The sequence below is a fragment of the Streptomyces sp. NPDC002130 genome, from assembly GCF_040296465.1.
Taxonomy (GTDB): Bacteria; Actinomycetota; Actinomycetes; order Streptomycetales; family Streptomycetaceae; genus Streptomyces.
This window is the reverse complement of the sequence record NZ_JBEOXI010000737.1, coordinates 1-1,583: the sequence shown is the minus strand read 5'-3', so window position 1 is coordinate 1,583 and position 1,583 is coordinate 1. Positions and strand designations below refer to the sequence as shown.

Annotated in this window: 1 protein-coding gene and 2 pseudogenes; all 3 read left to right on the top strand. The window is 60.8% G+C overall.

Annotation, left to right across the window (positions count from 1 at the left end; translation table 11 throughout):
- The first annotated feature begins 78 nt into the window (after positions 1 to 78).
- Positions 79 to 798 (top strand): annotated as a pseudogene (locus tag ABT116_RS44995) (oxygenase MpaB family protein).
- Between the two features lie 104 nt (positions 799 to 902).
- Entirely contained in the window at positions 903 to 1,349 is a 447-nt protein-coding gene (locus ABT116_RS44990) for a serine hydrolase domain-containing protein (protein WP_351646806.1), read from the top strand.
- A pseudogene (locus tag ABT116_RS44985) lies at positions 1,349 to 1,583 on the top strand (hypothetical protein); the annotation flags it as partial. The gene ABT116_RS44990 and the pseudogene ABT116_RS44985, both read left to right, overlap by 1 nt.

The window sequence follows — 1,583 nt, the reverse complement described above, 5'->3', positions numbered from 1 at the left end:
ATCGAATCCGGCCATGTCGGAGACGCTGGGTGTTGCAACCTGACCACTCACGAGCTTGGTAACGGCCAGGGTCCGGCGGTGGGGTACGGCGTGTACGAGAGCAAGGTCGAGACCGGACGGCTGGATCGGCATCCGGTGAAGCGAACCCGGACGACGTTGACCTATCTCGCGGTCGCGAGCTTGGCGACTGACGAAGAGAAGAAGCTGTACCGACGTGCCGTCAACGGCTCGCACAAACACGTTCGCTCCGATGAGAACAGTGCGGTCGAGTACAACGCGTTCGATCCCGAACTGCAGTTGTGGGTAGCCGCCTGCCTGTACCGAGGCTTCGAGGATGTCTACACAATCTTGTACGGGGATCTCGATCCAGTTACTCAGGATGCGTTCTATCAGCGAAGCGCCACGTTCGGCACGACCCTCCAGATGCGACGCGACATGTGGCCGGCGGACCGGGATGCGTTCGAGGTCTACTAGAACGAGAACCTCGACAAGGTGGCGATCGACGAGACGATTCGTGAGCATCTGTACGGGATCGCGTCGGCGACCTTCACGCCGAAGTTGTTGCATCCGGTGGTCGGCCCACTCAATCGGTTTGTCACCACCGGGTTCCTGCCCCAGACCTTCCGTGACGAAATGCGGCTCCCGTGGTCAGCGCGTCGGCAGCGTAATTTCGACCGATCCATGCGTGTCGCCGCGCTGGTCAATCGGTTCAGCCCGAAGATTCTGCGGATGTTCCCCTACAACTTCTACCTCTGGGATCTACGTCGGCGCATTGCCAAGGGAATCCCGTTGGTCTGAGCCGACTCTCGAACTTGAAGTGATTGACACCACAGGTAAATCGGACACATACTCAACTTAGTTGAAGTTGACGTCAAGTTTCATCATTCCTGTGGAGGCTGTCAGTGGCGAACATCGAAGGCGTATGTGACCAGCGGTTCTCTGGCTTGAAGGAGGCGCTGGCACGCAATCTCGATTCCGGCGAGGATGTCGGGGCGGCGATCGCACTGACGATCGACGGCGAACCCGTCGTCGACATGTGGGGCGGGTGGATCGACGCCGAACACACTGCACCGTGGGCTCGCGACACCGTCACCAACGTCTGGTCCTGCAGCAAGACCGTGACCGCACTGGCCGCGCTCATGCTCGTCGACCGTGGGTTGCTCGATCTGGATGTCCCCGTCGCGCAGTACTGGCCCGAGTTCGCAGCAGCCGGGAAGGACCGCATCCAGGTCCGGCAACTGTTGTCGCATACGTCGGGTGTGTCGGGGTGGGATCAACCGTTCACCTTGGAGAACATCTGCGACGACGAATATGCCACCGCCCGGCTTCGGCGTCGAAGTTGCCGTTGATGGTGACGATCGACGAAGAAGGTGGACGAGTTTCCCGCGTCGCGGACATCCTCGGGCCCGATCCGTCGGCCAGGGAAACAGCGCAGACCATGACAGTGGAACAGACGTACCAGATGGCTCTCGAGCGTGGACGCGGGTTGAAGGATCTCGTCCCGCTGTGGATCGTCATCGTCACCAGCCTGTCCACGAAGCAGACCATCAACGCGGCCGGCGGGCTCGTGGTGATCCCGAAGG